Origin of the sequence: Mesorhizobium sp. M0106 (genome assembly GCF_040322715.1) — a bacterium.
GTDB lineage: Bacteria > Pseudomonadota > Alphaproteobacteria > Rhizobiales > Rhizobiaceae > Mesorhizobium.
The window spans coordinates 1-25333 of record NZ_JAMYUA010000039.1 but is presented as its reverse complement, the minus strand read 5'-3'; the positions used below and the strand labels follow the sequence as shown (position 1 = coordinate 25333).

Sequence of the window (25333 nt, the reverse complement as noted above, 5' to 3'; positions counted from 1 at the left end):
TGCTCACCATGTGGTGAGTTAGCGGCTGCCGCATGTGGGCCGTGAATGTGCCAAAACGCGATCACATCCTTTGAAATAAGTCACTCGAGCGAGAAAGTGCACTTTCCTTCGGCACGTGTACTAATCGCGCAGGAATAAAGGGAACCGTTTTCTCCCTGTGACGTGTCGAGTTCGAAGGGGATGTGATTGGCGTCGAGACCGCTCCGGCCATGGGTTATCAGCATGCCAAGTGCGCTGTTCTCGATCAGTTCGTAAAGGACTTCTCGGCTCGGTTCATCGAAATGCGCGGGTACATACATGACAGGTTCCTTCACTGGCCGCCGGGTTCGCTGTTCACCGGTTGACATCCGATGGCAAGCGTTCCAACGCGGCGGCGATCTGGCGCTTCGCTGCTGAGGGCAGAGGCAGGATGGGACGCGGGGGGTCGGCACGGCAAATGTCGAGCAATTCGGCAAGTGCATAGACGACGCGAAGGCTCGAGAACTCCTTGAAGAGGCTCCAGAGCGGCGCAAGCGTGGCATCGATCCGTCGCGCTTCGGCCGCATCGCCCTGTTGCGCCGCCGTGACGATCTTCACGCAGACCTCGGGCAGGATGCCGGCGAGGACGCTGTACCATGTGTCGGCGCCGGCGATCAGGGCCTCTGCAGCGTTCCAGTCGCCGCTGTAGCCGATCGAGAACCCTTCCGGCACAGTGCGCCTCTGGTCGGCCAGATGGCTCTTGATCGCATCGCCCTTGTCTGTCGGATTCTTGATAGCGACAATCCCACCCACCTTTGCCAGGCGGCTGACGAGTGCTGGGGTGAAATGAAAATGCGTCGTTCCTGGATTGTCGTAGACGACGATCGGCAGGCCGCTCTCGCACGCCACCGTCGAGAAATGTTCGAACACCTCGTCCTCAGTGAGCGGGGTGTAGGAGGCGGCGGCAAGCAGCCCCGCGGCAGCTCCAAGGGCCTTGGCGTCCTGCGCGAACCTCACTGCTTCATCGGTGCGCAACGCGCCCACACCCACCACGACCGGCGTTCGCCCGGCGATTTCGTCCAAGGTCTCGGCGAGCGTCCGTCGCCGTTCCTCGCGCGACAGATACATGTAGGTGCCGGTGCTGCCGAGAAGACCGATGGAGTCGACCTGAGCGGCGCAAAGCCGAGCAATCAGCCTGCGCAGAGCAACGGTATCGACGCGGCCGTCACGATCGGCGGGCGTGATGGGAAACGCGGAAAGACCGCTCAGGAATGCCATGGCAAGGCTCCAGGTTTGTGCGTGAGCGCAGGACTGGCCGGACGACAGGTCATCACAAGGCGTCCAGAGCCCGCCGCAGGTCGGCGATTAGGTCATCGGCGTCTTCAAGACCCACCGAGAGACGCATGAGGTCCTCGCCGACTCCATCGGCCAGATGCGCATCCTTGCGGATCGGCTGACGAGCACGGGTCAGGCTTGCCGGATGATAGATGAGGCTGTCGGCATCGCCGAGGCTGACAGCCCGGGTGATCAGGTTGAGCCGGTCCATCATCCGCCGCGCGCCCTCGAACCCAGCGTGGAGGCCAAAGGCCAACATGCCCGACCCTTGGGACATCTGCTTTCGCGCCGTCACCTGATCAGGGTGCGAGTCGAGGAAGGGATAACTCACCCATGCCACCGCCGGGTGCGCCTCGAGCGCCTGAGCCACCGCAAGGGCCGTGGCGCTGTGCCGTTCCATGCGCAGCGTGAGCGTCTTCAGACCGCGCAGGATCAGGAAGGCTGACATGGGCGAGAGCGCTGCGCCGGTGATGTAGCGCAGGCCCGTTTCGTGCAGCGTGCGGAGCGTTTGCGCGTCGCCGAGAATCGCCCCACCAAGGGCATCGCCGTGCCCATTGATGTATTTGGTCAGCGAGTGGAGCACGAGGTCTGCCCCATGTTCGAGCGGCCGCTGGAGCGCGGGCGAGGCGAAGGTGCTGTCGACTGCAACCTTTACACCGCGCGCGTGGGCGCGCTCGGCAATGGCAGCGATGTCGAGGATGCGGCTCAGCGGATTCACCGGCGTCTCGAAGAAAACAAGCCGGGTCCGCTCGGTGATCGCGGCATCGAGATTGTGAGGATCGGACAGGTCGACCGCGACGACCTTGATGCCGAAGCGGGGGACCGCCTGTTCGACCATGGCAAGCGTGTTCGCATAAAGCGTCCTGTGGACGATGAGTTCATCGCCTTGGGACAGGAGCGACAGGATCAGCGTCCCGAAAGCCGCCATCCCCGAGGCAACGACCAGACCTGCCTCGGCTCCTTCCAGATTGGCGAGCCGTTGCTCGAGGATCTCCGTCGTCGGATTGTATTCGCGCGCATAGAGCCTTCCGCCAAGCGCGGCGGCGGCCTCGTTCGCTGCCACGCTTTCGAATCCATAGGTCGAGGTCAAGAAGACTGGCGGCTGAACGGCATTGGAAAAGCCGGCCGGATCGTAGCCATGATGGATCGCCCGAGTGGCGAATCCGGGACCGGTGTCGTGGAGCGACCGCGTGAGAGCATCGGTTTCGGATTGATAGGAGCGGGTCATTCGGCCTCTAGATCTTTCTTAGGTTTCCGAAAGATTGACGGCAAACTGGCCAATGTGAAATATCCAGTTAGCAATGAATGAAATGGTCCAGTCTTCAAGTGCCGGTTCTGCAGGTCGCTCGCACGCGATGGGTGCACGCCAGATCTACGAGGCTCTTCGCGAGCAAATCCTCGGCGGCGTCTATGAAACCGGTAGTCAGCTGCCGTCCTCCCGCGGCCTGGCAAATGACCTTGGGGTTTCGCGAACGACGGTGACGGTCGCCTATGAGCAACTGACCGCGGAAGGTTTTATCGAAGTCCGTCAAGGCGCACGACCTCGCGTTGCATCCTCGCTGATCGGTCCTGAGACGAGCCGCACTGTCGCGAAACGAGTCGGCCCGGTTCATCTGTCCGCCTATGGCGAACGACTGCGCGTTACGCCGCCCTGGCCGGATTATCTGCCGACTGGACTGAAGGTCGATTTCCGCTATGGCGACCTGGCGCCGTCAGACTTCCCCGCATTGGTCTGGAAACGTGCGATGAACGAGGCGATGGGGCAGCGCCCGTTGCGTCTTGCCTATGACGATCCTCGCGGCTGGCGTGGGCTGCGCCAGGCGCTCCAGGGCTATCTCTGGCGCGCCCGAACGCTGAGTTGCGACCTCGAGCAGATCATCATCGTCAACGGTTCGCAGCAGGGCCTCGATCTGTGCGCTCGCCTGCTTCTTGATCGCGCCGACCGCTTCGTCATCGAGGACCCGTGCTACAGGATGGCGCGTCAGGTCTTTGCCAGTACGGGTGCCTTGCCCATCCCGGTCACCGTCGACGAGGACGGGATGAAGACGGAGTTGCTGGCGGGGATCGGGGCGCGACTGGCCTATGTCACGCCATCGCATCAGTTTCCGCTGGGCGGCGTCATGCCGATCGCGCGCCGCCATCAGCTTCTGGAATGGGCGCGGCACAACAACGCCTATGTGATCGAGGACGACTACGACAGCGAATATCGCTACGACATCAATCCGGTCCCTCCGCTGCACAGTCTCGAGGACCACGGGGCTGTCATCTACCTCGGCACGATCTCCAAAACGCTCTCGCCGATGCTGCGTATCGGCTACCTCGTCGTCCCGCCGGAATTGCAGGAGGTCTTCGCAACCGCCAAACAATTCGCGGACCGGCATTCGCCGGTGGCTGAACAGGAGGCTCTGGCCTCTTTGATCGAGAGTGGCGGCTACGAAAGCCATGTGCGGCGCGTGCGCAGGCTGAACGGCGAGCGTCGGGGGACGTTGTTGGGCGCCTTGCGGCGCAGCTTCGGAGATCGCATCGCTGTCCAGGGAGCAGAGGCCGGTCTGCACGTCGCCGTTTGGTTCAAAGACCTGCCGCGATCGCGGGAAACGACCCTGGTCGAAGCCGCCCGAGGCGCGGGCCTGGGGCTGCACCTGATCTCGCCCCTCTACGAGCGGCAATCGGACGAAGGCCACATCGATCGCGTGGGGCTTGTCATGGGCTATGCCGCCTTGAGCATTCGGCAAATCGAGAAGGGCGTTGAGATCCTGCGAGCGGTTATCAAGCAGGTGCAAGACGCGTTGCCGGGACACGGTGGCTAAAACGGCGGGGACGTGGCGTGCTGGCGAGGAAACCGACCCTTGGGCTGAACCGCATTTCGTTGCAAAGTCAACTGGACTGGGAAAACGCTATGCAACTGGTGCTGTTGATCAGGCCAGTTTGGCGGCAGATTTTCGTGCGAGACGAATTTCCGAGAGCGATGCATAACCGGCAAGGAAAGCTGCTTCACATCCATATCGCGCCCGCTGCCTTTTATGAAATGGAGGATCTGGCGGAGGCGTAGCTTGTTGCCGGCCGAGGCGGGCTCGAGCACCCGCAAGAGATAATCGACGATCTCTACCAGGCCTTGTCCACGGCCGAATGATGGAATTATCCAGCGCATGGTGCGGCATGCACCATGCCGATGCCAGAAGATCTGGACGCTCGACAAGCACCTTTCTTCAAACATTTCCCGAACCACCCGCCCAGCGCAAAGCCTCCCCATGAGAAAAGAGCATCCCATGTCTTTCACGCCATTGATTGCCCCGAGATCAAGGCCCGCTACCGGGATTTTCATCTGATCAGCATTGTGGTGCGGAACGCTGAAATCGACGTGCCGGATGCACAGGCGTTGAACGACACGATTGCGGCGGCGGAACAGGCGGCGCTTCGCGATGACGCCCAAAGGGACGCGCATCTTGCGGCGTGGGCCGTTGCCTACGAGGCTTTCGGCACAAAGGCCAATCGAACGCCGTGCTCGGCCGCCGCGCTTCTCAAGCGGGTGCGGAAAGATGGCTCTCTCCGCGGATTTCCCCACTGGTTGATGCCTACAATGCCGTCAGCGTGTTGTATGGCCTTCCGATTGGCGGGGAAGATCTCGATCTCTACCAGGGGTCCCGAGACTTTTAATTGCGAAGGGAGCGGAGCCATTCGACACGATCGAGCAAGGTGAAATGGTAACCGAGCATCCCGAACCGGGCGAAGTCATCTGGTGCGAGGTGTCACGTGCCGCCGCTGGAACTGGCGGCAGGGGCGGCGCACCATGGGTCACGGTCGATACCCGCGCCATGTGGCTCGTGCTGGAAGCCCTCGGCCCAATGTCAGCTATACAGATGACGGGCACCGGAGAGCATTTGATGGGACTTATCCAAGCGTTGTGCCCGGGTGCGCGAATCGAAACCGCGCGGATCAACGAGTCCACTACATCTCGTGTCCCTTAGGGCATGGCCCCATCTTTCGGAGAAACACCCCACTCAGCCCTGTCCGGATCTGGCGCTCCTTGCTCGCTCCGCTGGCCTACACAGTTGATTGCGAACGACCCAGAACGGCTCTCGAAAACGAGCGTCGAACGAAATCAGATCACTGCTTGTTCTCCCTTAGCGTTGTTTGGCGTACTTTTATCGCGATGCCTCCAGTGGGGATGGTCCAAATTGCGCAAGCTCGGTCGAGTGATCGCGGAGAAGCTTAATGTCGACTACATCGAAATTCATGGAGCGGTACGGACAACGGGTGCGAACCCGGGACGTCGTCCCGGTGTCGTCAGGCTCTCCCGTCCGGCTGAGCCTCAGTTTTCTTCACGGCGCGAATACTCCTGAGGCCGCCCGGATTCTCGTTAAGAGACAGCTGCCGCTCAGGACGGCCCACGCGATACTCACGGAGATGGTCGATCACGGCAAGGCGTTCGTGACGGTTCCTTGCGTCGACGACCTATTGGCACTGAAGAATGAACTGTCGTCCGCAGGCGTGATCGCGAAGGTTCATGCGCCGCGGCCGATAAGTGTTCGCGAAGTCCGGGATCGCACGAAGCTCTCTCAGGAGGCATTCTCCGTGAGGTATGGCCTCGATCTGGCAACGCTTCGAAACTGGGAGCAAGGTCGCTCGAAACCGGATGCAGCGGCGAATACTCTCCTTTGGACCATCGCCCGGAATCCGGAAGCAGTCGAAGAATCGCTGGACATGGAGGACGGAGTGGCTGCCCCTTCGCCCTAAGGGGGCCGATCACTTCGGCGCGCGGCAATTCGGCCGCCAGCGCGATGGCCGGCCGCCGCGCGGTATCGACAGCGCGCGAGCCTCATGCGTCAGACGCCTTCCTTGGCATGTCGCACGCCAGATCCCAAACATGATTCCATCGCAACGAGCTGGTGACGGAAGCAGTGTCTGCACTTTGGAAACGAGCCATTTGCGTTCTCATGGACGTCGCGACTCGTCTCGTCCAGTAAAAGTCGCAATCATTGTCAATTGCGATGTTCCGCAGTCAGCTGGCCGTTTATTTTCCTAAGATCTGCGTTATAGGCCGGGGTGTTGTCGCCGTTTCGGCGGGTAAGATGGGATAGGCGACCTCGGGTGCCTTTCCGGTCAGCGAGTTGAGGAAGGCAACAAGCAGGTCGACTTCTTCGTCCGCCAGTACCACGCCAAGCTGGGTGGTTCCCATGATGGCAACGGCCTGTTTCAGATCCCAAACCTTGCCCGAATGAAAGTATGGCGCGGTGAGTGCAACGTTGCGCAGCGGCGCCACGCGGAAAACATAGGAATCGTCGGCTGCATTGGTGACCGCAAATCGGCCCTTGTCTTTTTCCGGCAGGACCTCGGCGCTGGGCTGTTCCACGAGGCCGAATGGGTAATAGGCTTGCCCACCAACGTTGATACCGCCATGGCAGGACGAGCAGCCTTTGTCCATGAAAAGCGCCAGGCCCTGTTTCTGTTCGGAAGTCATGGCGGCGTCATCGCCATTCAGGAAACTGTCGAAGGGGGCCGGCGTGACCAGTGTCGCCTCGAAGGCTTCGATTGCCTTGGCGAGGTTGTCGAAGGTGACCCGATCGGCTTCAGCCGGAAAAGCTGCATCGAACCACTCGACATATTGCGGCATGGACTTGAGCGTGGTGATGACTTGGCCCGGTGTATTGGCCATTTCGATCCCGGCTTGGACCGGTCCCTTCGCCTGAGCCTTCAGGTCTTCGGCACGACCATCCCAGAACTGGGCGATGTTGAAGACAGCGTTCAGTACAGTCGGCGCGTTGCGCTGTCCCTTCTGCCAACCATGGCCGATCGAGGTTTCGTGATTGTCGTCGCCGCCGGTGGCCAGGTTGTGGCACGAGTTGCACGACAAGACGCCTGACGCAGAGACGCGTGGATCGAAGAACAGTGCCTTGCCGAGAGCGATCTTTTCCGGGGTGATCGGGTTGTTGGCGACTGCCGGCGTGGTGGGTGGCAAAGCCTTGAAAGTGGCCATTGCCGTTTCTCTGAGGTCTGCGGGGATCGAATCCGCAGCAAAGGCGGTGGCCGTCAGCAAGGGGACAGCCATCGTACTGAATAGGATTTTCATAAATGATCTCGCTGCGTCGTGCACGCAGCCACTCTGGGATATGCGGCTCATGAACGCCCTGCGCTAGATCAGTTGCGGGAGAGGACCGGGGGTCTGACACCTGTTTTTGCGGCAGAGCTTGGACCGTCCCGGAATTGAACGCTCTTCTCGATTGGATTTTGGGAGGCGGAGGATCGCTGCTCGGCAAGCGGCGGCGCCGGAGCCGTGCTCCGGTTCTCTCTGCGCCTTCAACTATGAAGAAATCGGGGCCACCGTGTCGGATTCGGTTTGGGGCCGGTTATCTGTTCCGCAGCAGGTCCTGCTCGACTTCCGCCTGCCTTCGCCAGATCGACCTTGGCCCAAATCGATCCGCGATAGTGTCTTGTAGCACCTTTGCGGGACGATCTTATTTCGACTGTAGAGGGCCGTTTGGGGTGAGCAGAATTACACGAATTTCAGAGGCGCCCGAGTAGCTGTTTTAATTAGCTTGTAGGCCTCCATAGAGCGAATATTGGCAGACGACGGAGCACAATTTTGGCTTCGTTTATCATCTTGCTTCGATGGGACAACTGCTTTGCAATCATTACACGGTAATTTACCATCATGAATTTGAGAACCAAGTCCCACGCAGTGATTTTCACACCGGAGGCGTTGCAATCCTATCGCGAGAAGCTGATTTACAAATACAACAAGATGATTAACATCGCCATAGCGCCGCAAAATATTGTTTGTTCGCTACACTACGCTCCAGATGCCGGCGAAATCTCGACACAATAACCTCGTCGGCGTACCCGCTCCAGCCTCACACACGACTGCGGCGCCTATACTTGCGCTTTTCCACTGCCCGACATGCAGGCAGCGAGCCATTGCATCGCCGAGGTTGCATCTTCCAATATGGCGACCTGTTTCGCAAAGCGGAAAACAGCCTTGCGCGCTGCGCTCGCAGGTTTTCGTCCGTTGTATGCATCAAAGCACGCCCTGAGGGCGGCTTCGTAGATCCGGTCTCTGCGATCTTCTGGCCATTCGTTGAGGAAATCGATAGCATCCGCAGGACTGGCAATCTCTTGCACGATGTGCGCTGCACGCCTTACGAAAAGTGGGCTGCTGAAAGTCCCTGAGCTCATTCGTTCCTCCCGACCTGCTGAAACCGCTAGTTTTGCGTGAACAGGCGCCTCCTCTACACCCGCCCACCATTGCGGAATGTGTTGTCACAGCGATAGCGGTTCAATAGCAAAGCAGCGGCTTGATGTCCTCGGTTTGCCAGCGGGTCAATCCCTAACATCCTGCTGCAAGAGCGGCTCACCGGATGAATCTAGATCGTTTCGACCATTGCGAATCAACGCTTGATAGTTCCTCCACGCGCCACCAGGAAGCGGCCACTGCTCTGCCATCGATTTCACAGCCAAAAAGAGAATGGCGAAATAGGAATACCCCGTTTCGTTTCGAGATTACTGGTCATTTTGGCGCAAAGCTTACGGCCGAGACGCGCCTGAAAATGCGCAAGCACCGCGGCAGGTCGCCAACAACGGAACGCATCAACGGACATGACGGCGCGATACTGCGCCATAGATCTCGCTGGACGAGCATCGCAATAATCCTGTCGAGACCTTGGTTGCTTTCAGCGGAGACCGCCACTATGAAGCGACGCTTCGCCGACTGTGTTTCACGCCGCCTGGAGAGTTTCATGACAGAAGAAGCCGAAAAAAACATCAACACCCTCATCGAGCTCACGGCCGATGTCGTCTCAGCCTATGTCTCCAACAATCCGATCCCGGTGGGGGATCTCCCTGCCCTCATCGGCCAAGTGCACGCGGCTCTGAAAGGGACGGCGGAAGGTGTCTCTGCAAAAGAGCCGGTTGCCCTTACGCCTGCAGTCCCGATCAGGAAGTCGGTGACACCGGACTACATCATCTCCCTTGAGGACGGGAAGAAATTCAAATCGCTAAAGCGCCATCTGTCGACCCACTATGGGCTGACGCCGGATGGATATCGGGCCAAATGGGGCCTGTCGGCGGATTATCCCATGGTCGCGCCGAACTACGCCGCGGCGCGCTCGTCATTGGCCAAGACAATGGGGCTCGGCCGCAAACCGAAAGCGCCGGAAGCGCCGGAGCCGGCCCCGACGAAGCGAACCCGCAAGAAGGTCGCGGCTTGATTTCGGCAATCGAGATTCGTTCTGGAGCGTTGGAGCCATCGGCTTAATCTGCGCGTCGTATAAAAAGGCGGGGCCAACCCCGCCTTCCTTTCAAACAACTTTGTTTCATGAGGAATTCGCGACGCCTGCAGCAATCTGCTGCCCTCAGTTTTTGCTCGCTCCTATCGAGCGGCCGTGAGGACCTCCGGACCTACGCGCCCACTCTTGCCAAGACGCAGGAGAAAATTTCAACCAGCTTTGCTGAGGCTGCCAGCGGAGGATTTGCCGGTGCGGCGATCCTGCTCGATCTCATAGTTGATCTTCTGGCCGTCAGCGAGGGTCGAGAGGCCCGCGCGTTCGACAGCGGAAATGTGGACGAAAACATCCGGACCGCCATTGTCGGGCTGGATAAATCCAAACCCCTTGGTGCTGTTGAACCACTTTACCGTTCCAGTAGGCATATACGTGTTCCTCCTTAACAATTGCAACGTTGGGCAGGCCATTAGGCCTGCCCGACTCATAGCCGAGACTTGGGCGCAGCAAAAAGCGAAAAATTGTTAAGCCCCAATCAGCTGGCGCACTCCATTTTGGCCGTAGTCGCCAAGCAGTGTCCTACACTACCGCTCGAGCATGGCCGGAAGCGCCCGATCCTTCCAACGCTCCTCAGCGCCACGTCTATGGCTGGTGCTTGGAGGCACGGGACGTAAGGCCGACCGCTGCTCGTGCCGCCAGGTCGAAGGCCGGGTAGTTCACGGAGCTACTTCGTGCATAACGGCTTGGCAAGCGCTTGAAGGAGTTTCGAATTGGATTGTTTCAAGAGGGTCGAGGGGTTAATCGATGCCACCAGCGTGGAAGCGATCGATAACGCGCGCGTTTTGCTGGACCAGTTCAAGGGCAAGTCAGAAACAATCGCCCAAGCGATCGACGACTTCCTACTTGATTTCATGACCTTGCTGTTTGTGGTAGAAGCTACCCGCGAGCGGTTCCACAATCCGGCGAGGCGGTTGGCGCGTATCAGATTGAGCAGGATCAGGCTGTTACTCACCCGATGCTCTTGACCTAAGGGACCACGCCGCCAGCGATGCGTTTGCAGCCGCAAAGAAGGCAAAATCTGTTCGCCGGCAAACCGAGCACAGCCAGGCGGTATTTACGCAGATGAATTCGATCGCGACCGCAAATTCTCCTGTTTGGTACCCAGCGACGACGGCAAGCGCGGACAGCTTCCGTGCTGCTGTCCTCCAGCGACAAACGTGCCTGCATGCCCCATCCAGGGCGAGCTCGACGGTTGTTTCTTACGTTTGACCAAGGTCCCGCGCAAACACTCCCCTTTCCCGCAGCAACTCATCAGGCTCAACGGCCTCGCGGCAGGCGCATTACGCCAGAAGCGCGCAACCGCATTGTTTTTTCCCGCCCGAGTCCTACGATCTTCGTTTTCCAGCGCCTCGCGGATATCGCCCAACTCGCCGATCTTTGATCAGATCCGTCTTCGCGCGCGAGCAGGCCCCGCGCTCGAGTTCGCTACGCTGCTCACGCCTCTGCCGTTCAGCATCGACCCGGTCTGGCTGTCGAGAACAGGGTTCCGCTGGGGCGACCAACATCTCCATTCTCACCGTCAGTGCAGCGGCCATTCGAAGCGCATCCTATACCCCTCCCCCGGCAGCGCGCCCAATCGTCTTCCGAACGAAGAAGATCCTCAGCCGCGCGCGCGTCGCGTTCGGCCCTGTCCGATGTCCGACAATGTCGGATGCGCAGCATGGCAGAGCCTGGTTTGTCCACATGCCTCGAACGGTTTCTGATCTGGCACGGTGCATGCTTGGTCATCCGCAAGGCGTCGCGGACCAAGGAGAATCCGTCCCATGATCACCTCACCAAGAAATACCGCCGCAGGTCTCCTGAGTGCATCCAAAGATGAGGCTCGAGTAAGGCCTGGCACCCTGAAGAGCTTATTCATCTGCCTCGGCGCTGCCCGCCGATCCTCCCACGGGGGGAGACGGGGACGCAGCGCCTTCATCAAAATGAGGAACAAATCACTTTGCCTCGAACCTTGCCTTTCGACCAGCCACCACAACCGGAGCCATCGATCGTCCGCCTGGCTGCGCAACGCGTTCATTGCCACCGCGCTGGCCCTGGTGACGACCGCTCCGGCTCTGGCCGCCACCGCCGGCGGCAAGGTGACGGATTTCCTGCTCGACAACGGCATGGAAGTGGTCGTCATCCCCGATCACCGCGCGCCGATCGTCACTCATATGGTCTGGTACAAGATCGGCAGCGCCGACGAGCCACCCGGCAAATCAGGCCTTGCCCATATCCTCAAGCATCTGATGTTCAAGGCAACGACCAACCACGCCGCCGGCGAGTTCGACCGAGCCGTCTCAGCCATCGGCGGCTACAACAACGCCTTCACCGCCTATGACTACACCACCTTCGTCGAGACGGTGGCGCCCTCGGCGTTGGGTGAGATGATGGGCTTCGAGGCCGATCGCATGTTCAACCTCATCCTCAACGACGATGATATCAAGACCGAGCGCGACGTGATCCTGGAGGAGCGCCGTTGGCGCAGAGAGACGAACCCGCAGGCTCTGCTGGACGAGGAGGTCAACGCGACGTTGCGGCAGAACCAGCCCTACCGCATTCCGGTCATCGGCTGGATGCAGGAGATGGAGAAGCTGAAAACCGACGCATTCACCATCTACAACAAATACTACCGACCGAACAACGCCGTGCTGGTGGTGGCCGGGGACGTAGAGCCGGAGACGGTGAAGGCGCTGGCCGAGAAGACCTATGGCAAGGTTGTGCGCGGGCCGGACCTGCCCCCGCGCAACCGCCCGGTCGAGCCGGAGCAGAACACCAGGCGCACAGTGACGCTGACCGATGCGCGCGTTTCGGTGCCGAGCTTTTCCACTCAATGGGTGGTGCCGTCCTATCATACGGCAGAGCCCGGCGAGGCCGAGGCGCTCGACCTGCTGGCCGAGATCCTCGGCGGCGGTAACCGCAGCCGGCTATATCAGGAGCTTGTCGTCAAGCAAGGCATAGCCTCGGCGGCCGGCGCCTCCTTCCAGGGCACCATGCTAGACGACACCAATTTCACTATCTCCGGCTCGCCGCGCGGCGATGCAAAGCTCGTCGATCTCGAAGCGGCGGCCGTTGCCGAAGTCGCCCGGATCGCCAAGGATGGCGTCACCAGCGACGAGCTGGACATGGCCAAAGACCGCTATATCCGCTCGGTGATTTTTGCGCACGACGAGCTGGACCACATCGCCAACATTTATGGCAAGACGCTCACCACCGGTGGCAATGTGAAGGACGTGCTCGAGAGGCCGGACCGCGTCCGCAAGGTCACCATTGACGAGGTCAAGGCGGTCGCCGCGCGTTATCTGGTGCTCGACCATTCGACCACAGGCTATCTTTTGCCGCAGCAACAGGCGGGGAATTGATCATGAGCTCCATCCCCATGCAAATGCGCCGGCCGGTCTTCCCTCGGCGCGCCTTCGCCACCCTGTTCCTCTCCATCCTCTTTCTCATCTTGCGGGCGCTCGCCCGGTAAACGGGATCTGTTTAAAGCCGCGAGGAGCGGTTTTCGCGGGCCTTGCCAGGCATTTGCCGGTTGAGGCGTCATTATTGGGGTGCGCTCCTCCTCAGGCCAGCCTCTCTTCGAGTGGATAGAGTCGCCGATTCGTGGTCCGCAGATTGTAGGCGCAGGCCACCAGCATCCACTCGGCGCGGCTGGCGAAGCCGATGTCCGTTGTTCAATCGTTCGACTAGTAGAATCGCGAGGCATCTTCTAGCGTATTCAGGTATTCTCCCTTTCCAGTTGGGTACCGTGGTCTACCAGCTGTCTGGCCGAGGCCGTATAAGGAACCCGGACGTCGCGGAGTACACACCGCACCTGCTAGATATACCTGCTGCGTTGAGGAGGAATCCGGTATTGCCCTTGTGCCTGCCGATGATCCGTCACCTGAGATCCCCCGACCTGTTTGGACTCATTGATCGCCTGCCGGCACTTGGCACGCGGATTAGCGAGCGGACATTCGAGGTCCTCAACCCGTCGACTGGCGAAGTGCTGGCAGAACTACCCGACATGGGTGTCGAGGAGACATGCGCTGCGATCGACAAGGCCTATCGCGCAGCCTGGATGGGCAGGGTTGACCGCACGTGAGCGCAGCGACGTTCTATGGCGATGGCATCAGTTGATCATCGACCACGCCGACGATCTCGCCGCGATTTTGACGGCGGAGATGGGCAAGCCGCTTGCCGAAGCCAAGTCGGAGATATCGCATGCTGCGGCCTATCTGCAATGGTACGCCGAGGAGGCCAATCGCGTCTATGGCGAGACGATCTCCGCACCATCGATGGAGCGCCGAATGCTGGTAATCAAGCAGCCCATCGGAGTTGTTGGCACGATAACGCCATGGAATTTCCCGGCCTCGATGGTGGCGCGCAAAATCTCGCCAGCCCTGGCGGCGGGCTGCACGATCGTCCTCAAGCCCGCTGAACAGACGCCCCTCGTGGCGGGAGCAATGTTCGCCCTCGCCCATCAGGCTGGCTTTCCCGAAGGCGTCGTCAACCTGATCTATGCGTCCGAAGGTGACGCGGTCGGCCGCGAACTTTGTACCAATCCCAAGGTCCGCAAGATCAGCTTCACCGGGTCGACTGAGATCGGGCGCCTTCTCATGCGCCAGTGCTCGGACCAGATCAAAAAAGTCAGCCTTGAGCTCGGCGGCAATGCACCTTTCATCGTCTTCGATGATGCCGATATCGATGCCGCGGTTGACGGTGCGATCCAGGCGAAGTTCCGCAATGCCGGCCAGACCTGCGTTTCGGCGAACCGCCTTTACGTCCAGTCGGGCGTTCACGACGAGTTCATCGAGAAATTCGTGCAACGGGCTCGCCAACTTCAAGTTGGTGACGGTTTCGCTCCCGGAGTGGACATCGGACCGCTCATCGACAAGCACGCTTTGGCCAAGATCGAATCCCATATTGCCGATGCCGTCGCCAAAGGCGGCACAATTCGATGCGGGGGCAAACGCATCGGCACGAATGGCACGTTTTTCCAACCGACAGTCCTGACCGGTGTCTCCAGCGAGATGACCGTCGCGCAAGAAGAGACATTCGGGCCGCTGGCACCGATTATTCGCTTCAAAGATGCGGATCAGGTCGTGCGTGAGGCCAACGACACGATCTACGGCCTCGCGGCCTACTTTTATGCGTCCAACCTGAAGCGTGTCTGGCGTGTGGCCGAGGCCTTGGAATATGGAATGGTCGGGGTAAATACCGGCCGGATGTCTTCAGAAGCGGCGCCGTTCGGTGGGATAAAACAGTCCGGCATCGGGCGGGAGGGATCCCGCCATGGCCTCGAGGACTACCTCGAAATGAAATATCTCTGCATGGGCGGCATCTGAATTTTCGGCTTGCAGGGTTCACAGACCGGGTAACCCAGCGAGCGATCTCCAAATATGTGAATTGTAGGATCGCTCCTCGATTGGGAACTGAGGGGCGGCTCCGTACCCGAGCAAACACGCAATCCTGAAGGAGCACCCTGGCTGGACTTATCTCTCGACGAGACAAGCCGTCTGCATTGTCGGCGAAGACCGCGTGCATGTGACGGAGGATACGTCTTGTGCACCATCGCGATCGCGCAATATCCGGTTTTTGGGGCAGAATTTTGAACCTGCTACCTTCCGATTGTCAGTAGCTCAGTTGTTCTTCGGCCGACTGCCGCGCCAGTACAGGCTCGGACAGAATCGAAGATACCATCAGGCAGGCATTCGCATTCGACATTTCCGGTGATCGGCGCACGATCCAGGGCGCGCCAGGTTGACCAAGCGCCTCGAACCGCATGACAGTCTTGACCGGCTGGAGGACGGAAATCCCGCGATGCCGAAGAGGTTGGTCAGCGCAGTCGAGCCCACACGGCATTTGCGGAACGAAACAGCAAGGGCTGGGAAGCGATCGGCCGAGCGGTCGTCGAAGGCGCGGGCCAGGGTGTCGACGATGCGTTGGTTCAGGTCCGCCAATCTGGTCTCTACCGTCTGATAGCGGGTTCGGTCGCCAGTGACAGCGAGTAAAGATACTTGGCATCATCGGCTTTGATTGCCGCGCAGATCTGGTCGAGATTGGGATAGCTCACTGGTGCACCTTTGGGCTCATAGTGCTTCCTCCTCATCGAGATGAGGATTGCCGGATTTGGCGTAGAACACCAACACGGGTCCGAGATCAAAGCGCGTCCCGGGCGCAAGGCGCTGGACGGACCGGGGCCATGTTTCGGTTGAGACGCCATCGATGCCTCGCGCCAGCGTTCTGGCGAATCGGGGCATCAGCGGAGCGAGTGTCGGTGCCAGGATCGCAGCGGCCGTCGTCTGAAGGGCTAGCGAAGTCCGATTGCGGGCGGGATAGAAACGTCGCGCCGCCGCATAGTCTTGCGCCCGACGGTAGATCACGCAATCGCGCACGAAATCGCAGACCTGAGCGGCCGCGCGCCGGACCGAGAAGCCTTCGTCCGAATAGGTGCGCTCCATCGCGGCGCGATAGATCTCTATGCGAGCAAAGAAGGCGCGGTCGACCGGGCTCCAGTCGCCTGCATCGGGTACACGGCCGGCAAAATCCTGCTTGATTTCCTGGTTCAACGCATCAAGCCAGTTCAGCCAAATCCCTTGGAATACCTCGTTCTCGGTGCGGCGCAGCGCGTCCAGCGTGAAATCCGTCCGCTCACCTTCCGGGCGTGTCAGGCCCAAATGGAGGCGCACGACGTCGACTGTCTCTGGGCTCAGAACCTCCTTGCCCCAGACCGCATGGCGGCAGCTGGTTGAGAACTTCTTGCCGTCGAGCAGGTAGAACTCGTTGACGTGATAGTGGATGCGTGGCGTCCAGTGGGAGAAGACCTCGGCGTAAAGAGCGGGGTAGAGTAGCGCGTGGTAGAACGAATTGTCGAAGCCGAAGAAATGGACAATCTGCCAGTCGTTGCCGGGCATCTCCGCCTTCCAGTCGCGACCCAGCAAGCGGCCGAGCGCCTGGATGTTGTAAAGAAAACCGAAGGCCATTTCCGGCCAGACCCAGATCACTTGCCCCGGGAACCCTTCGGCCGGCAGGCCCCAATCCGAGGGGTGGGTAATGGGCACTGAAAAGTTGCCGCGTCGGCGTAGGCGCGCGAAGAGATCCAAGATCCGTAGCGGGACGCCCGACGCCCTTAGATGCCGGTCGATATTGTCGTAGCATCGGTCCAAGGCAAGTTCCGGGCGGCGGACGGAGCCGACCAGGGGCGCCTCGGCAGACTGCCGCGACCGGGCTGCACCCAAGTCGTGGCAAAGGTTTGGGGCGCCGCATTCCTCGCAGATGTTGCCACCGGCGGAGCCGCCGCAATCGGGGCAGAGGCCGCTAACATCCGGCTCGTAAAGATAGTGGCCTGTCACAGCATCGAAAAGCGCGGGGCTCTGGTGCAGATCTACCGCCGTGCTGCTCAGAAGGCTGCGGAAACACGCGGCTTGAAACTCGCCGTAACCGTCATCGCCCATTGTGGGTTGGAAGCTGTGGACTTCACAATCGAGAAGTGCAAGCGTGGCGCGAATCTCGTCGGCGTAGTAGCGCGCCACGTTCGTAGGCGTCGATTGATCGGCATCGGCGCGTGTCGTGACGTAGCTCTGGTTGTCATCGCTTCCAGTGAGGTGATAGGCTTCGACTCCTTTCATGCGCAGGAAACGAGTATAGACGTCGGCGCCGAAATAGGGGCCAGAAAGATGCCCCAGATGCAGATCGCCATTTGGCGTTGGCGGCGTGGAGAAGACGAAGATCGGCCCGCGTGGAGCCGTGGTCTTTGCAGCGGCATCAAGGGCGGCCTCGCCGTCTCGCCAGTAGACATCGACGAAATCTAGGTCTTCGTTTCCGTCGTTGCGCAGCACATGGGCTTCAAAAGGGTGGAACAGAACGACATCGCCCGCCTCGACCGAGATTTCCCCAAGGTCGGTCCTGACCTTGCCCGATCCTGAGAGGATCACGAAGGCCTCGATTTCGTCGTGCCGATGGGGCTCGGATGTAACGCCCGGTGCCACCCTACCGAACGAAAACCCCGTGCCGGCGCTTCCCGTTCCAAGCGTGGCCATGTTGATACCGAACGCCCGGGACAGCGTCGTTCGAGAAAGCGTAGATTTCCGCATGACAAACCTAAGCAGTTGAAACAGTGGCATCTCCCGATGCCAACGCAACAGCCTCTTGTGCAAGTTGCGCAGAGAAGCGGCAGCCCAACCCGTTGGCGGCCCCGGCCAGAATAATGCGGCTCTGGGCCGCCAGGCGGGCGACGATGGGGGCGCCAGTCGGGCTGTAGGCGTCATAGAAGACCGCCCTGCGACCACTTCCACAATCCACGTGCCGAAGCGTCGTAACGGGCTGCGGTCGATGCTCCGCGAGCCCGCAAATCAGAACGCCATACTCTCCGCGCATTTTTGAGCGGTCGATCAGTTTCGTGTGCATGCTTCCGCCTGGCTGCGTAAGCTCAATCGCGATAGAAAATGCCATTTGGGGGCTTGAGTTTGTCGAGATCGGCCACTTTGCCCTCGGGCGGGTTAAGGGCGCGCTTAAGCACGTTATATTCAGCGCGGGTCGGTCCACCGGTTGAAGCACGCTGGAACACCAAATAGAGTGTCCGCCGCGAACGATTGCTTTTGTTCGGTCGTGAGTAGTGCGGTGCATAATCGTCGAAGATGAAGATGTCGCCAGCCTTCCATACTACGGATTCCCAGGAGAACATTTCGGCGACTTGAGGATCGATCACCCCACCGGCATCCATGGGAAACACCCCCTTCTTGTGGTTGCCGGGGCTGAAGAAAAGCCCGCCGTTTTCCGGGTCGGAGTCGTCGATGCCTATGGCAACCACCGCATGGACCATCCGGTCGGGGAGTTTGTGTGGAATGTGATAAATGTCTTGATGCGGGAGATAGCCGCCGCTGTCGGGGTAGTGGAAGATCAGCAACTCCTTGAGCCTGCGCGAATCTTCGCCAAGCAAATCCTCGACCGCTGACTTTATGCGCTGATCTTCTAAGAGCAAACGACGCAATGGATCATGGAAGTCGAGAAAATTCTCGATCTTGGAGATGATCTTTCGATTGTCCGTCGTCTTCTCGAACCACATGAGCCATTTATCATCGCTGACATCCCAGCGTGACATATCTTCGACAAAAGTAGAGATATCTTCCTGAGCCGCTGGAGCGAAGAACCTTTCGAGCCTGACGTATCCGTCTTTCTGCCACTTTTCTCTTTGTGCATCAGCCAACATGCGAAAAGCCTCCTGTTGGAAAGACTGGTTGGTCGGACATCCCAATTAGGGCAGTCGGGCGCTGGTCAAGTTGCGGGTCCACGGAGACGGACTCACGTCATGTGGGACGGCGATGCTAAGTGCGTTCCGCTCCGGCGGATATTGTCCGCAGAACCTCGGCGCGAGACTGCCTATGTCAGGCTCAGCCGGGTCCAGGGGTTCCGTAAACTGGGCCGGATCAATCGCTTCACCCGGTTCAGCCACGACACGCATCGCTAAAGGCCGGCACCATCCGCTCACCGCCGACCCAGCCATGGCCGCCAAGACCACGGCGCTCTTTCGAGTGAGCGACCTGGTACGGTCTTGACAGCCGTAGGGGAAATGCACGCCCCCAGAATAATGCGATGCGCCGCTTGGTCCAAAGGCTTGTTCGGTCACGATGATTTCAGAGAAACCTCCGGCCTTCGCCGCAGCGGAGGCGGACATCATTCCTAGGATGCCACCGCCGATGATCAAAAGTCTACGAGTCATATCCCGCTGCCCATTTCTTCGGCTACGGGGTCGGGCCAGCTCTCGATCGAGGTATGGCTGATGAAGCCCGGATGCTCGAGGTTCGCGCATGGCGCGCGCCCAAGAAGGCTATCGAGGATGCGGCGCGCGCGCCAGGCCAGCAGGCTTAGGTTCGGATCGGCCAGGCCGCGCTGCCCGAGGCTCGCGTTTTGTACGAAGATGCGTCTGTCACGCGGTCCGTCCCAGCTCACCGAAAAATCCTCGCGAATAGCTAATTCATTGTCGATCTGCTCCAGCCGGTGCGCGATGGGTTCCAAGAAGTCTGGCACCGCGTTCTCGTAACCGGTGGCCAGTATGACGATGTCAGCCGTGACTTCTTCGACCTTGACCATGCCGTGCTGCAGGGTCAGCCTGTGACCCGCGCCGGCGTTGATGCAGTGCGAGACGGTGCAGCCCGGCCGCAGTGTGATGTCGCATCGGTTTGGTTCGAAAAATGCGTGGCGGTACAGCGCCTGATAGATTGCGCGCAATGTGCTTTCCGAAATGCCGTCCGAGGCAAGCACGAAACGCCGCAGGAGCAGCTTACGCTGCGATTCGCTCATCGCCGCGAAACGATCCGAAAAGCAGGGCATGAACAACTCGTTTGTGAACGGGCTGTTGTCTAGAGGCAGATAGTTTTCGCGCTGCGAGACCCAAGTGATCGAGGCAGGCCGCCGTTCTTTCGGCAGGCCGACAAGGTGCAACATCACCTCGGCTCCCGACTGGCCTCCGCCAACCACGCAGACATGCTTTCTCCGCACCTCAGGATGGATGTGCAGTAAAACAGATGAGTGGAAAAGGTTGCGTCCAGTCCAGCCCTGAAACTGAGGCGGGATTTGCGCCTGCTTGCCAATGCCAACCACGACGTTTCTGGCGCCGAGAACCGCGTTATCGGTCCGCACCCGAAACGCGCCGTCAAAGCGGATTTCGTGCGCGGTCTCGCCGCCATGGACAAGTGGGTTCCTGTGGAAGGCCCAGTTCAGGTACTGCTCAAATTCAGCTCTGAACACAGCCTCGAACTGTGCGTTCAGGAAGTGGTACAAACGCCCGTTCTCGTGCAGGAAGTTTACGAAAGTGTAGGCTGATCGCGGATTCACCAGTGTGACCAGATCCTTGAAGTGGCTGACCTGGAGCTCCGAGGAATCGAATGCGATGCCTGGATGCCAGCGGAAGTCGACCTGCCGATCCAGGAACAGTGCCCCTTGTCCAACTTGCTCGTGTATCTGACACGCAAGGCTCAAATTAGACGGCCCAGCACCGACCCCAACGCAAGATAACTCCACTGCTTCCTCCTATAGAGTCTTCCCATTAGGCGGCTTGTTCGCGGCGAATATCGGCCATAGCCATTGGGCCCCCTCGCGGACGTTTCGAGCCCCGGTCCCGACCGGGTTTGCGAGAATTTGTCCAGCGCGTTCGGGTCGTCGAATGTAGACCCGAGCATTCCAGCGCGGTGACAATCGACGGGTCATGCCGGCGACGTGGGGCAATGACGTATGTCCTTTCCGCCCGTCTGGATGCCCGCGTCGCCGTCACGCGAGGAGCTTTCCAGGCCCATTAAGGTGTTTGAAGCCGGCGCAATCGCCCGCCTCGACCATGACGCGCCGGCCTTTCGGCGGCTTGATGGCAGGCGAGAGCGCGGTTTTCACTGCGGCGACGGCATTTTCGGTGGGCATGATCATGGAGGACGTCTCGCTGATGCGTTCGCAGAACCCAATGCATGGGCCGTGCCAGAGAAGGAAATTTTATTAAACAATGGGTTGGCGGATTTACGATCCTGTCCGAAATCCGACATTGAGGGGGACGCCTCACGGCGGCGCCCGATTTGCACGTCGATGTCGCCTTTTTCCGAATAGCTAATCGGGCACTTTCTGCACCAGAATACTTCTCTTATGGAGACCAGCACGACGTCTTCATGAACGGACAGTGCAGAACCTTATGTCTCTGCCGGACAGATCGCGATGTGCCTCTCCCATCGAGGTCGGCAGTTGCAAGAGCTGCCAGATCCTTCGCCCTATCGTGCCGTTGCACTGGCTCGATCCCGACATCCTCGTAGGCCGCGATCATGAAGAGTGACGCAATCCTCTCTCATGGGGAAGCAATTCTCTATGTTGGTGTCGGATCGATGCTCTTGATCAGATGGTTGCGGATGGGCGCATGCCCAGTCCTAAGCGCATCAATGATTGCGCGATATGGGACCTTCACCCTTCACCAACTGGATTGCCGAATCTCTGTAAAGATAGCCGGAAGACAATTGCATTATGACCACGCTGCCGGTTCCAAAAGCACGTGCGCCATTCGGTCCCTGCGACTCAATTCAGGCGGAGGGATGAGGCCGCAAAGCAGTCTTTTGCGCGCCCACCGGTGGGCCAGGATGGAGCCATCGTAAACGCAGTTATTCGATGATCGCCGCCGCGGAGTCCTCAGGCTGTGCCGCGCCCGACACCGGCGACGTAGTGGTCGTCGATCGCCCCGTCGCCGATGTCGGTCCGAAGCTCGGCCAGTTTCGCGGTGAGCTTCACTGCTTATTCCGCAGTGCCCACCGAACTCGCACAGGAGGTTCTATCAGGCGGTCACGGCTGCACTCGTTGTCGGGTCTCCGACAAAGTCGGACGTGAGACACACCGCAATCAGAGCCATATCATTGTTGTGAAATGATTTTCTTATTTGGCACGACACCTGCAGCGCAGTCCGCAAAACGCGCTGCGGCACGGAAAAAGGAGAAATCATCCCATGATCATGCGCGCCGAACCTGCGGTCGCAGCCGCGAAGCAAACTGGGCATGAGCGCTCCGCCAATATCAAGCCAATTCGAGCAAGATTTTTCGTAATTCAGTCCACATTTCTGAAGAGCAAGGAGAGAATACCATGGCGAGAAACCAAATGCGTGCGGCGCGGGGAGTAACAGCGGCCGTTATCGTCATTGTGATGGGACAGCAGGCCGTCGCGGCGGACCTTGCGCAAGCGGCGAGCGTCCCGCAGGCGGGAGCCTCGGTCACGGAAGCGCCAAGCCCTTGGCAGATCCGCCTGCGTGCGTTGGGGGTCGTCACTGAGGATTCGGGCTACGTCAATGCAGTGCCCGGCTCCGATCTTTCGTATTCGAACACCGTGACGCCGGAACTCGATATCTCCTATTTCTTCACGGACAGCATCGCCGCCGAGCTCATACTCGGCACCACCTATGCGAATATCGCGGGCCAAGGAGCGATCGGCGGGCTGGGCAATGTCGGCAAGGTTTGGCTGCTGCCACCCACGCTCACATTGCAGTATCATTTTACCGATTTCGGCGCATTCAAGCCGTATGTCGGCGCCGGCGTGAACTACACGATCTTTTATAACCAGGACGTCGGCAGTGCAGATGCTCTCCATGTTAAGAACACGTTCGGCACCGCGCTGCAGGTCGGGTTCGACTACATGGTGGATCAGCACTGGGGCGTCAACCTCGACGTGAAGAAGGTTTTCCTCAAGCCAGACTTCGACGTCACGGTCGACGGCGCGAAGCTGACGGGGAAGGCGGAGCTCGATCCCTGGTTGATAGGCGCAGGTGTCACCTACCGCTTCTGATAACGAAAGCGAAGGCACCTGCTGATAGCCGATCGAAATGAAGGGCGCCTTGTGCGCCCTTTTTCCGTCGGCCGTGAACGGGCGACAACTGAAGAAGCGGTTGTCGAGGGGCGGCCGCCCTCCTCCAGCGAACCAAGAAGGGTACCCCGTGGTCAATGCGGGCTCGACGAACGCCTGAAATGGAGGTGCTTAGATGCGCTTCGGACCAGGATGGCTATTGGGTATTGTTGATGGAATGCCAAAGTTAGGGTCTTTGCCCAGCATCAGTCTCCCGGACGTCATGTCAGAGCTATGCGCCTGCGTAAGGAGAGCACGGAGTTCCTCGACGCCGACAAGATGCCATGTTCAGCCATGCTGCGACAGCTGCTGTTCTTTTGCTGCAGGAGCGGTGGCTGGCGCCCAGAGGATGCATTCCTCGGCAGGCCAAGGCCTGCCCTTGCGCTGCCCCATGGCTTGACCCATGGCACGGTGCCGCGCTCCAGCTCGGCAATGATGCGGTCTGTGATCTCCTGATAAAGGCTGGCGCCGGGGCGCCTGCCCTTGCCTGCGCCAGCCTCTGTGCTGGCGGAACGCTTGCTGTTTGCATGCATCGTCTCATCCTCCGCTCGCCAATCGCCGCGCCTTTCCCCGGAAGATCCCATGGGTGGTGGAGGCAGCGCTCGATCCCGATCTCGCGTGCCTGCCCCGTGAGTGGGGTGGGCGGCAGAACGCGACTGGCTTGGCTCGCTGAACGAGGCAGGCTGCACCCGAAGGGCCGGAACGGAGTGGAGGATGTGAGCGGAGCGAACATTGCGGCCTGCCGCAGCGGGCCTAGAAAGGAGCGTCGCCCACCCCGCGAGCGGGGGCAGGCAACAACCAAAACCACATCGCGAAGCGATGACCGCAGCTGTGATCAACTCGCTTTGACCGGCACATTGCTCATGAACAACTTGAAGGGACAGAACACATGAAGGCTGAAAACGCGACTGAGATTGAAACCGATGCCGTCCATACGACACTCGGCGCTATCTTCCTGTCCCTGGAACTCAGTCGCTCGACCTGGTTGGTGACAAGTTTGTTGCCGTGCAACGGAGAGAAGATGTCAAAGCGCATCGTCAAGGCAGGCGATACGGCCGGATTGTTCGACCTTGTCCGCCAGCTGAAGGCGACAGTTCGGCGCAGAACGGGCCGTGACGTGCCGGTGATCGCAGTCCAGGAGGCTGGCCTGGACGGCTTCTGGATACATCGGATCCTTGAGCGTGATGGCATCGAAAGCCATGTTGTTGATGCGGCATCCATAGCCACGTCACGCAGGAAACGCCGGGCGAAGACAGACAAGCTGGACGGAGAGACCCTCCTTCGCGCCCTGCTTGCCTACAAGCGCGGCGAGCCGCGGGTCTGCGCCATGGTCGTTCCGCCATCGCCCGAGCAAGAGGACCGAAAGCGCAACAGCCGTGAGCGACGCGCTCTCATCGCGGAGCGGATCAAGATTGTGAACCGGGTCAAAGGGCTCTTGTTCTCACAGGGCATCATTGGATTTGAGCCGCTGAAGCGGGACCGGCGCACTAGACTGGAAGAACTCAGGACCGGAGACGGTCGTGAACTACCGCCGAATCTCAAAGCGGAGATTGTCCGTGCACTGGACCGGATCGAGCTCGTGCTTCGGCAAATCAAGGACGTGGAGGCAGCGCGCGACGAAGCGGCTCGCAAAGAATGCGAGCCTTCAAAAGTCGCCAATGGAATGTCGATGCTCAAGCAACTGCGCGGCGTGGGAGCGGACTTTGCCGAGGTGCTTTGGTCCGAGGGACTGTATCGCGAGTTCGCGAACCGAAGGCAGCTTGCCTCCTATGCCGGTCTGACACCGACACCATGGCAAAGCGGATCGATCAGCCGGGAACAGGGCGTATCGAAGGCGGGCAATCCGAGGCTGAGGACGGTGATGGTGCAATTGTCGTGGTTCTGGCTCTTGCATCAACCGCGATCGGCTTTGGCACAATGGTTCCAGGAGCGGGTCGCGCTCGACGGTGGCAGGCGCCGCAAGCCGGCCATCATTGCGCTGGCGAGAAAACTTCTGATTGCGCTGTGGAAGTATGTTCATCATGGTGCTGTCATTGAGGGCGCTGTCATGAAGCCGGCATGATCAAAGTACTTTCTTCCATCCGCCGGGATTGATCGCTCCCGGCCGATCCGGGGCGAACGAACCTCCCACCCTACTTGGCCCAAAATGCCGCCCGGAAGATTGGTCGCGTTCCCCTGAGCCTTACCGACGAAAGCGGGATGTTGGTGCAGCTGCCACTGTGCAGCGACCGTATGTGAGTTTGGATCGGTGTTGTCACCGCGCCAAGACGACAGGCTCGGACCTTGGATCACAACGCATCGAGGTTGATATGCGAAGACAGCCTTGACGACAAAGTCCCCATGTGAGCGACCGTATGTGAGTTTGGACCGGTGTTGTCACCGCGCCAAGACGACAGGCTCGGACCTTGGATCACAACGCATCGAGGTTGATATGCGAAGACAGCCTTGACGAC

General features: G+C 59.8%; 20 protein-coding genes and 2 pseudogenes. 9 read left to right on the top strand and 13 right to left on the bottom strand.

From position 1 onward, the window contains the following. Positions 1–80: 80 nt before the first annotated feature. Genes NKJ55_RS27555 through NKJ55_RS27545 form a run of 3 tightly spaced genes read right to left on the bottom strand, consistent with a single transcriptional unit; the run spans position 81 to position 2521 of the window. Positions 81–299, bottom strand: coding sequence for an FMN-binding negative transcriptional regulator (locus NKJ55_RS27555; protein ID WP_352452617.1), 219 nt, complete (start codon positions 297–299; stop codon positions 81–83). 34 nt (positions 300–333) lie between these two features. Beyond that, entirely contained in the window at positions 334–1236 is a 903-nt protein-coding gene (locus NKJ55_RS27550) for a dihydrodipicolinate synthase family protein (protein WP_352452616.1), read from the bottom strand. Positions 1237–1288: 52 nt separating this feature from the next. Continuing rightward, a complete protein-coding gene (locus tag NKJ55_RS27545) occupies positions 1289–2521 on the bottom strand; it encodes a trans-sulfuration enzyme family protein (protein ID WP_352452615.1) in 1233 nt (410 codons plus the stop codon). 82 nt (positions 2522–2603) lie between these two features. Between NKJ55_RS27545 and pdxR the strand changes: the two genes are divergently transcribed. Continuing rightward, the gene (gene pdxR / locus NKJ55_RS27540; RefSeq protein WP_502904517.1) at positions 2604–4100 is read left to right on the top strand and encodes a MocR-like pyridoxine biosynthesis transcription factor PdxR; all 1497 of its coding nucleotides are present in this window, start codon (positions 2604–2606) and stop codon (positions 4098–4100) included. Here the strand turns inward: pdxR and NKJ55_RS27535 are convergent. Continuing rightward, on the bottom strand, positions 4097–4723 hold the full coding sequence (locus NKJ55_RS27535; RefSeq protein ID WP_352452646.1) for a hypothetical protein: 627 nt from the start codon (positions 4721–4723) through the stop codon (positions 4097–4099). The two genes, pdxR and NKJ55_RS27535, sit on opposite strands and share 4 nt — an antisense overlap. Before the next feature lie 20 nt (positions 4724–4743). On the opposite strand from NKJ55_RS27535, the gene NKJ55_RS27530 reads away from it, so the two are divergent. Continuing rightward, positions 4744–4947, top strand: coding sequence for a phenylalanine--tRNA ligase beta subunit-related protein (locus tag NKJ55_RS27530; RefSeq protein WP_352452613.1), 204 nt, complete (start codon positions 4744–4746; stop codon positions 4945–4947). Between the two features lie 558 nt (positions 4948–5505). Continuing rightward, positions 5506–6027, top strand: a complete 522-nt coding sequence (locus NKJ55_RS27525) for a helix-turn-helix domain-containing protein (protein WP_051406236.1) — start codon at positions 5506–5508, stop codon at positions 6025–6027. A 277-nt stretch (positions 6028–6304) separates the two neighbouring features. Here the strand turns inward: NKJ55_RS27525 and NKJ55_RS27520 are convergent, their stop codons facing one another. Beyond that, positions 6305–7360 carry a cytochrome-c peroxidase gene (locus NKJ55_RS27520; RefSeq protein ID WP_023679673.1) on the bottom strand — a complete coding sequence of 352 codons (1056 nt, stop codon included), beginning with the start codon at positions 7358–7360 and terminating at the stop codon, positions 6305–6307. Between the two features lie 800 nt (positions 7361–8160). Beyond that, positions 8161–8463, bottom strand: coding sequence for a DUF982 domain-containing protein (locus tag NKJ55_RS27515; protein WP_352452612.1), 303 nt, complete (start codon positions 8461–8463; stop codon positions 8161–8163). 560 nt (positions 8464–9023) lie between these two features. Between NKJ55_RS27515 and NKJ55_RS27510 the strand changes: the two genes are divergently transcribed. Then, the gene (locus tag NKJ55_RS27510; RefSeq protein ID WP_352452644.1) at positions 9024–9494 is read left to right on the top strand and encodes a Ros/MucR family transcriptional regulator; all 471 of its coding nucleotides are present in this window, start codon (positions 9024–9026) and stop codon (positions 9492–9494) included. 227 nt (positions 9495–9721) lie between these two features. Here NKJ55_RS27510 and NKJ55_RS27505 read toward each other — a convergent pair whose 3' ends face one another. Further along, on the bottom strand, positions 9722–9934 hold the full coding sequence (locus NKJ55_RS27505) for a cold-shock protein (RefSeq protein WP_023679670.1): 213 nt from the start codon (positions 9932–9934) through the stop codon (positions 9722–9724). A gap of 342 nt (positions 9935–10276) precedes the next feature. Between NKJ55_RS27505 and NKJ55_RS27500 the strand changes: the two genes are divergently transcribed. The 3 genes and pseudogenes from NKJ55_RS27500 (at position 10277) to NKJ55_RS27490 (ending at position 14872) form a co-directional block, all read left to right on the top strand. Beyond that, entirely contained in the window at positions 10277–10531 is a 255-nt protein-coding gene (locus tag NKJ55_RS27500; RefSeq protein WP_352452611.1) for a hypothetical protein, read from the top strand. A 957-nt stretch (positions 10532–11488) separates the two neighbouring features. Further along, positions 11489–12907, top strand: a complete 1419-nt coding sequence (locus NKJ55_RS27495; protein ID WP_352452610.1) for a M16 family metallopeptidase — start codon at positions 11489–11491, stop codon at positions 12905–12907. A 509-nt stretch (positions 12908–13416) separates the two neighbouring features. After that, positions 13417–14872, top strand: a pseudogene (locus tag NKJ55_RS27490) (NAD-dependent succinate-semialdehyde dehydrogenase). A 744-nt stretch (positions 14873–15616) separates the two neighbouring features. Here NKJ55_RS27490 and NKJ55_RS27485 read toward each other — a convergent pair. From NKJ55_RS27485 to NKJ55_RS27465, 5 genes are all read right to left on the bottom strand, one after another. Continuing rightward, the gene (locus tag NKJ55_RS27485; protein ID WP_352452609.1) at positions 15617–17650 is read right to left on the bottom strand and encodes a class I tRNA ligase family protein; all 2034 of its coding nucleotides are present in this window, start codon (positions 17648–17650) and stop codon (positions 15617–15619) included. Positions 17651–17955: 305 nt separating this feature from the next. Further along, positions 17956–18735, bottom strand: coding sequence for a phytanoyl-CoA dioxygenase family protein (locus NKJ55_RS27480; protein WP_352452608.1), 780 nt, complete (start codon positions 18733–18735; stop codon positions 17956–17958). Between the two features lie 45 nt (positions 18736–18780). After that, positions 18781–19245 (bottom strand): FAD-dependent oxidoreductase, encoded by a 465-nt coding sequence (locus NKJ55_RS27475; protein WP_352452607.1) that lies wholly within the window; start codon positions 19243–19245, stop codon positions 18781–18783. Further along, positions 19242–20504, bottom strand: coding sequence for a lysine N(6)-hydroxylase/L-ornithine N(5)-oxygenase family protein (locus NKJ55_RS27470; protein ID WP_352452606.1), 1263 nt, complete (start codon positions 20502–20504; stop codon positions 19242–19244). Before NKJ55_RS27470 ends, NKJ55_RS27475 begins: the two co-directional genes overlap by 4 nt. A 288-nt stretch (positions 20505–20792) precedes the next feature. After that, entirely contained in the window at positions 20793–20942 is a 150-nt protein-coding gene (locus NKJ55_RS27465; protein WP_502904516.1) for a hypothetical protein, read from the bottom strand. Between the two features lie 1200 nt (positions 20943–22142). Here NKJ55_RS27465 and NKJ55_RS27460 point away from each other — a divergent pair. Then, the gene (locus tag NKJ55_RS27460) at positions 22143–22823 is read left to right on the top strand and encodes an OmpW/AlkL family protein (protein ID WP_352452643.1); all 681 of its coding nucleotides are present in this window, start codon (positions 22143–22145) and stop codon (positions 22821–22823) included. A 392-nt stretch (positions 22824–23215) separates the two neighbouring features. On the opposite strand, the pseudogene NKJ55_RS27455 reads toward NKJ55_RS27460, so the two are convergent. Continuing rightward, positions 23216–23413, bottom strand: a pseudogene (locus NKJ55_RS27455) (ArdC-like ssDNA-binding domain-containing protein); the annotation flags it as partial. A gap of 356 nt (positions 23414–23769) precedes the next feature. Between NKJ55_RS27455 and NKJ55_RS27450 the strand changes: the two are divergent. Further along, entirely contained in the window at positions 23770–24942 is a 1173-nt protein-coding gene (locus tag NKJ55_RS27450) for an IS110 family RNA-guided transposase (protein ID WP_352452605.1), read from the top strand. The last annotated feature ends 391 nt before the right edge of the window (positions 24943–25333 follow it).